The organism is uncultured Nostoc sp., from assembly GCF_964245445.1.
Taxonomy (GTDB): Bacteria; Cyanobacteriota; Cyanobacteriia; order Cyanobacteriales; family Nostocaceae; genus Nostoc.
The window spans coordinates 21,962-28,664 of record NZ_CAXTNE010000040.1 but is presented as its reverse complement, the minus strand read 5'-3'; the positions used below and the strand labels follow the sequence as shown (position 1 = coordinate 28,664).

At 43.9% G+C, this 6,703-nt stretch carries 4 protein-coding genes and 1 pseudogene; 3 read left to right on the top strand and 2 right to left on the bottom strand.

Translation table 11 applies throughout. From position 1 onward, the window contains the following. Window positions 1–231 (bottom strand): annotated as a pseudogene (locus ACFE90_RS09830) (hypothetical protein); the annotation flags it as partial. Window positions 232–678: 447 nt separating this feature from the next. On the opposite strand from ACFE90_RS09830, the gene ligA reads away from it, so the two are divergent. The 3 genes from ligA (at window position 679) to ACFE90_RS09815 (ending at window position 5,011) form a co-directional block, all read left to right on the top strand. Beyond that, window positions 679–2,715, top strand: coding sequence for an NAD-dependent DNA ligase LigA (ligA, locus tag ACFE90_RS09825; protein WP_375499982.1), 2,037 nt, complete (start codon window positions 679–681; stop codon window positions 2,713–2,715). Window positions 2,716–3,063: 348 nt separating this feature from the next. Then, complete coding sequence (locus ACFE90_RS09820; RefSeq protein ID WP_375499980.1) at window positions 3,064–4,032, top strand: TauD/TfdA dioxygenase family protein; 969 nt, start codon at window positions 3,064–3,066, stop codon at window positions 4,030–4,032. Window positions 4,033–4,780: 748 nt separating this feature from the next. Next, entirely contained in the window at window positions 4,781–5,011 is a 231-nt protein-coding gene (locus ACFE90_RS09815) for a DUF6737 family protein (RefSeq protein ID WP_375499978.1), read from the top strand. Between the two features lie 153 nt (window positions 5,012–5,164). Here the strand turns inward: ACFE90_RS09815 and ACFE90_RS09810 are convergent, their stop codons facing one another. Further along, window positions 5,165–6,631, bottom strand: coding sequence for an SIMPL domain-containing protein (locus ACFE90_RS09810; protein WP_375499976.1), 1,467 nt, complete (start codon window positions 6,629–6,631; stop codon window positions 5,165–5,167). Window positions 6,632–6,703: the final 72 nt, after the last annotated feature.

Genomic DNA, 6,703 nt, shown 5'->3' with positions numbered 1-6,703 from the left:
ACTAGACTGTTCCCAAATAGCGGCATATCGGTCTTCTCCGTTAGCTATTGCTTGTCTTATGCCTTGAGGACTTCTCTGTAACTGGATGACATTTTGACCAAGTAACTTTGTCTTTATCTCGGTCTTGCTGACAATATTAGCAAAGTTGCTGGGAACAGCAAAAGCGGAACTAACTAAAGTTAAAAGCAATACTGCACTAGAAGCAGTATATGTTAAAAAGCGTATGAACATAATTTAGTAAATTAAAACTATAACATTGGGTTTTTGGGCTGCACTAACTAAATAGATTGGCATTTGTTTTTTTATACAATACCCTCTTAGCAGTGCTAGCAATTGTGGATACCCTCGATTTACAAACGATTCCGGGAATCCAAATACTGATTTCATTTTTTGTATATTTTATGTCTAGTTTTCTTACTTTGACTTAAGTCTAGAAGACTTAGTATCTTAAAATTAGCTATTGAACAGGAAATGATTTGTTGTCAGGAAACGCTACACGTAAAATGTTAGGTCTACCGATGGATGCAATGATTGGGATTAAATTAACTAACCTAGAAAAGCCCGTAGTGTTTGCCCTTTGACCCGACGACAGAAAGTCGCGGCTATCCAAACAAAGCCTGTCAAAGCAGGTTTACTCATCTTTAAATTGTATTTGCTAGGTATTTTGTAATAAGTCTAATGACCCAGATTAAGCCGGAAGTAAAACGTACAGAAGAATTGCGCCAGTTATTGCAACAAGCCAGCTATGCTTATTATGTTTTAGATGCTCCAATTATGGAGGATGCAGTCTATGACCAGCTCTATCGAGAATTGCAACAACTGGAAATTCAATATCCAGAATTGGCGACTCCCGATAGTCCGACTGGGCGCGTGGGTGAGAGGCCAGCAACCCAGTTTACCTCGGTGCGGCATAATATCCCCTTGTATAGTCTGGAGAATGCATTTAATATCGATGAGTTGCAAGCCTGGGATCAGCGTTGGCGCCGACAAGTACCGAAAATAGACTCGGTGGAATATGTCTGTGAACTCAAAATTGATGGTTCTGCTTTGGCTCTTACCTATCAAAATGGCATTCTAGTAAGGGGTGCAACTAGGGGTGATGGGGTGACGGGTGAAGATATCACCCAAAATGTACGGACAATTCGCTCAATTCCCTTGCGTTTGAATTTTGAAGGGTTAGAAATTTTAGAAAGGGTGGAAGTACGCGGCGAGGCATTTTTACCGTTGGAAGTATTTAAACAAATTAACGAGGAAAGACAAAAAGCAGGTGAGCAATTATTTGCCAATCCTCGTAATGCCGCAGCTGGTACACTCAGGCAACTAGACTCGCGCATTGTCGCTAAACGGCGGTTAGATTTCTTTGGCTACACCTTGCACATTCCTGGTAGAGATGACGCCAGTATTGCCAATACCCAATGGGAAGCATTGGAGTTATTAGAAAAGATGGGTTTTCGAGTCAACCCCAACCATAAATTGTGTGCTTCGATCGCAGAAGTGGCAAAATATTATGAATACTGGGATACGGAACGGCTGAATTTACCCTACATGACTGATGGGGTAGTAGTAAAGCTGAATTCTTTTAAACTTCAAGAACAGCTAGGGTTTACGCAGAAATTCCCTCGCTGGGCGATCGCTTTGAAATACCCAGCCGAAGAAGCACCCACTCGTGTAGAAAATATTGCTGTGAATGTGGGACGAACGGGGGCGTTAACACCGTTAGCCGAGATGCGCCCGGTGCAACTGGCGGGGACAACAGTTTCTCGCGCGACTTTACACAATAGCGATCGCATTACTCAATTAGACATTCGCATTGGCGATACTGTCATCGTCCGCAAAGCTGGAGAAATCATTCCAGAAGTGCTGAGGGTACTCAAAGAACTCCGTCCCTCTGACACTGAACCCTTCGTTATGCCCACCCATTGTCCAGTCTGTGGTCAACCAGTGGTGCGAGAATCAGGTGAGGCGGTAACTCGGTGCGTCAATGCTTCCTGTGCAGCGATTCTCAAAGGTTCCATTGAACATTGGGTAAGTCGTGATGCCTTGGATATTAAAGGCTTGGGGGAAAAGCTGGTGCATCAACTCGTTGATAAAGGTTTGGTGCATTCCGTTGCCGATTTGTATGAGTTGACAAAAAGCAAATTGTGTGCGTTAGAAAGGATGGGGGAAAAGTCGGCTGAGAAATTGGTGGATGCGATCGCTCAATCGAAAAACCAACCTTGGTCAAGGGTATTGTATGGTTTAGGAATCCGTCACGTTGGCAGTGTGAATGCCCAATTGTTGACTCAGAAATATTTCACTGTAGACCAGTTAGCGACAGCAAAGCAATCAGATATTGAAGGAATTTATGGTATCGGTGCTGAAATTGCCCAATCTGTGTACCAGTGGTTTCGGATTGATGCTAACCAAAAGTTAATAGAACGCTTACAGGCAGAAGGATTGCAATTAGCTGCCACAGAGGAAACAAAAACAGTTGGTGATGGTAATCAAAAGTTCGCAGGTAAAACTTTTGTAATTACGGGAACATTGCCAACCTTAAAGCGAGATGAAGCGAAGACTTTGATTCAAAAAGCTGGTGGGAAAGTGACTGAATCAGTGAGTAAAAAAACAGATTATTTGGTAGTAGGAGAAGATGCAGGTTCTAAATTAGAAAAAGCGCTATCCTTGGGAATTACGCAATTAAGCGAGCCGCAGTTGTTAGAGATGCTTGAGGATTGATGCATATCTGGCCAAATCGTCATACTCATTAATTGTTAACGTTTATTACGTTTGGCTTCAGCCTTGATCCTCCCCAACCCTCTTTTAAGGAGGGAATTAGAGCAAGCCTAAAAAAGGGAGCCAATCTGTTGCCGAGAGTTGTTTGTAGGAAGAACCCGCAGTATGCAGAGGTTTCGGCAATCTAAAAATAGAATATTTTGATACTACTGTAAATCGATATGTTTGTCGTATAATAATTTTCAGCTGCGATCGCTTCCTTTGGTATGTAGTCATTAAGTGCAAGCAACATACCAAAAGAAACGGACGAGTGCGAAGACTGCCCTATAGATCAAACTATGGAGAATTCACATGAGCAACGAACACATTGAAGTCAAGCAGGTAGCCGGTTTCATCGGTGCGGAAATCAGTGGCGTAGACATGAAGCGTCCCTTGCACGATGATGCAGTCAAAGAAATTCGTCAAGCACTATTGAAGTGGAAAGTGGTGTTCTTTCGCGGTCAGAACATCGATCATGCTGCACAGGTTGCGTTCACCGCTCGTTTTGGCGAAGTTACCTACGCGCATCCCCACGAAGATGAGCCAATTGAAGGCTTCTCAGAAATACTGCCGATTGACCGCAGCCGTTACGAACGGCGCAACGGTCTGCGGCGTTCCAGCTACGAGAGCCGTTGGCATACCGATGTTACGGCAGTTGTCAACCCGCCTGCCGCGTCGATTTTGCGTGCGGTTAACGTTCCCAGCTTCGGTGGTGACACCCAGTGGACTAACTTGGTCGCAGCCTACGAGGGTCTATCAGCACCTCTGCGATCGCTAGCAGATGGATTGAAAGCCGAACATCGCTTCAATGCGCGTTTGAATCTGCCCAGCAATAGCAAGATCGCCCAGCGCATTGCAGCCAATCCCTTGGTTTCAATCCACCCAGTCGTCAGGGTTCATCCTGAGACAGGCGAACGAGCATTATACGTAAATCCTGGCTTCACCTCGCACATTCTTGACGTGTCACGGCAAGAAAGCGATCTGCTGCTTGAGTTGTTTTTCAACCAGATCACCAAGCCTGCCTACACCACCCGCTTCCGATGGAACAACGGTGACATTGCCTTCTGGGACAATCGCGCCACCTCACATTTAGCCCCGCAGGATCTAGATCATCTGGAAGTTGAGCGTGTCCTCTATCGCACCACCATAACGGGTGATATTCCAGTCGGGCCCGATGGTTTCCGATCGCAAGTGGTTGAAGGTGAAGCGTTCAACAGCCAATTACCAACCGTCTTGAAGAACCAATCTGAGAAGCTGGAAGCAGAACCAGTGCTTTCGTAAGCTAGAGAGTGGTAAGCAAGCGCTGCTGAATATGTCCGTAGCCCGTTTACTCAGAATTTGCACCAGTCCCAACAACCGCCTCAGAATAGATTCTGGGGCTACTATTGCATTCTTCTAAAGAAAACTAAATCAGGATTGGAGTCCACTTGAGTGGACTTGTGCTATTAGCCAGAGAATTTATTCTCTGGTAAAAAAGTGGGCAGGTGCAAGAATATATAACTTTACCCTCTTATAGCAGTTCTCAATTGCATGGAATACAGACCACTTGTAGGGGTACAGTAATGCTGTGCATCCATTGACGTATAGCGACTACTCTACGAGTTCTCTAACGGAGTGCCCGCAGGGTACGAGAACTGCTATTCATAAAGTATTTAGTAAGGCTGTTTCATTAGATAAGGAAGGTTAGTAAGAGTATAAGCGATAAATTTGCGTAAATCAGCGCTTTTTTGTTCTCCATTAACAGTAGGTGGACAATAACCAGAATTAATCTGGATTGCACTGTTATATTTATCACGAATTTTACCAATACCTTGATAATATTGATAGCGATGCCTGCGGTGGGCAAAGCCAACCCGTTCGACTCTAAAACCCTAGTACCGCAAGGCGGAAGTCAAAAGTCACGCCTGCTTTAATTTTGGGCTTTCTGGCTGTAATGAAATGGTAGGTTTATTTCCGCCGACCTGTAATAGTAGATAATTTATCCTAAAAATTGTTAAAAGAAAATTTGGAGTTTTATTAAATAAAATCAATGTCTGAACAAAAGCCCATAAGCCCCTGGAAGTATAAACCTTGGTGGTGTCAACCCTGGTCTATAGTTCTCACAGGTGTAACCCTGATTAGTGGTAGCTGGTTACTATTTAAAACTATCTGGCTAACAGTTCTCATCTCCATCCCTGTAGTGACATGGATGGGGTTTTTTGTCTTGTTTTGGCCACAACTAATGATTCGCAGTGGTATTTTGGAGTCGTATAAGGACTAATTCGAGTATAAACGTCCAAATATTCCCATGTTTATCGCCTAGTTGTTTGGCACGCGGTGCCACTACACCGCGCTATTGCTTGTAACAGTTGCCTAAGTCCTGATTAAGCAGATCGCTGGCATCCATAAAGAGCTAGATCGAGAGTACTAGCCGCTAACCGAGAGTACCTGCTAGAGCTGAAGAATAAGCGATATCTAGAGAAACACTAGCTTTTATCGTCTGAGGACTACCAATTATAGGAGTTGTACTACGTGCTGCAAAAGAATTTACTGCTTCAAACAGCAAAGGAGATGGGCTAGGATTGCTAGCTGAGTTTATATCAATGTCAATAATCTTTCCGGGGGTTAACTGCAAAGTACTAAAAACAACCCCAGCCTGAGCTTGGGCATCTTTAGCCGCTTCGCTAAGAACCTGGAGACGTGCCTGCTGCAATGCTTCGTCTGAGGCAGTGAAGGTTATATTCTGTATTAGATTCGCACCTGCTTGGATAGCTTTGTCAATTGCTCCTCCAGCTTGATCCGTTGGTAACTCAAACTGAAGTGTGTTAAGTCCTTTAAAGCCGATTAGGGTTTGATTACCATCTTTATCATATTTATAGACGGGATTTAGTTGAATAGATGTAGTTTGAAGTTCTTGCGCCCCAAGCTTTTGCAGCACATCAACTACTGCTGTTGAACGTTGAGCAACTTCTTCTTGAACTTCGGTTGCGGTTTTTCCCTCTACTTGAATCCCCAATTGCACCTCAGTTAAAGTAGTGGGAACGGTGATCTTTCCTTGACCAGTAACTTCCAATTTCTGAGCAGTGTTTGGATTAGTGCTACCAGTCAGGGGATCGACGATCCCAAGAGCCTGCTTAATCGCACCTGTGAGATTATCATCAGTAGCCGAAGCGAGAGAGCCTGCTGAATTTGCAGAATAACCGATATCTAGAGAAACACTAGCTTTTATCGTCTGAGGACTACCAATTATAGGAGTTGTACTACGTGCTGCAAAAGAATTTACTGCTTCAAACAGCAAAGGAGATGGGCTAGGATTGCTAGCTGAGTTTATATCAATGTCAATAATCTTTCCGGGGGTTAACTGCAAAGTACTAAAAACAACCCCAGCCTGAGCTTGGGCATCTTTAGCCGCTTCGCTAAGAACCTGGAGACGTGCCTGCTGCAATGCTTCGTCTGAGGCAGTGAAGGTTATATTCTGTATTAGATTCGCACCTGCTTGGATAGCTTTGTCAATTGCTCCTCCAGCTTGATCCGTTGGTAACTCAAACTGAAGTGTGTTAAGTCCTTTAAAGCCGATTAGGGTTTGATTACCATCTTTATCATATTTATAGACGGGATTTAGTTGAATAGATGTAGTTTGAAGTTCTTGCGCCCCAAGCTTTTTCAGCACATCAACTACCTCTGCTGAACGTTGAGCAGTTTCTTCTTGAACTTCGGTTGAGGTTTTTCCCTGTACTTGAATCCCCAATTGCACCTCAGTTAAAGTAGTGGGAACGTTGACTTCTCCTTGCCCAGTAACTTCCAATTTTTCAGCAGTGTTTGGATTAGTGCTACCAGTCAGGGGAGGGATGATCACAAGAGCCTGCTCACTGGCAACTGTGAGATTATTTGTGTTAGCCATCTTATTCTCCTTGCTTAAATGATGTTTGAAATCTGTTGATGTTTTAATCTAAGCTCGACTTTATCCAAAATT

Coding starts and splice junctions, on each gene's coding strand:
- ligA (WP_375499982.1), top strand. CDS start 679: ATGACCCAGATTAAGCCGGAAGTAAAACGTACAGAAGAATTGCGCCAG.
- ACFE90_RS09820 (WP_375499980.1), top strand. CDS start 3,064: ATGAGCAACGAACACATTGAAGTCAAGCAGGTAGCCGGTTTCATCGGT.
- ACFE90_RS09815 (WP_375499978.1), top strand. CDS start 4,781: ATGTCTGAACAAAAGCCCATAAGCCCCTGGAAGTATAAACCTTGGTGG.
- ACFE90_RS09810 (WP_375499976.1), bottom strand. CDS start 6,631: ATGGCTAACACAAATAATCTCACAGTTGCCAGTGAGCAGGCTCTTGTG.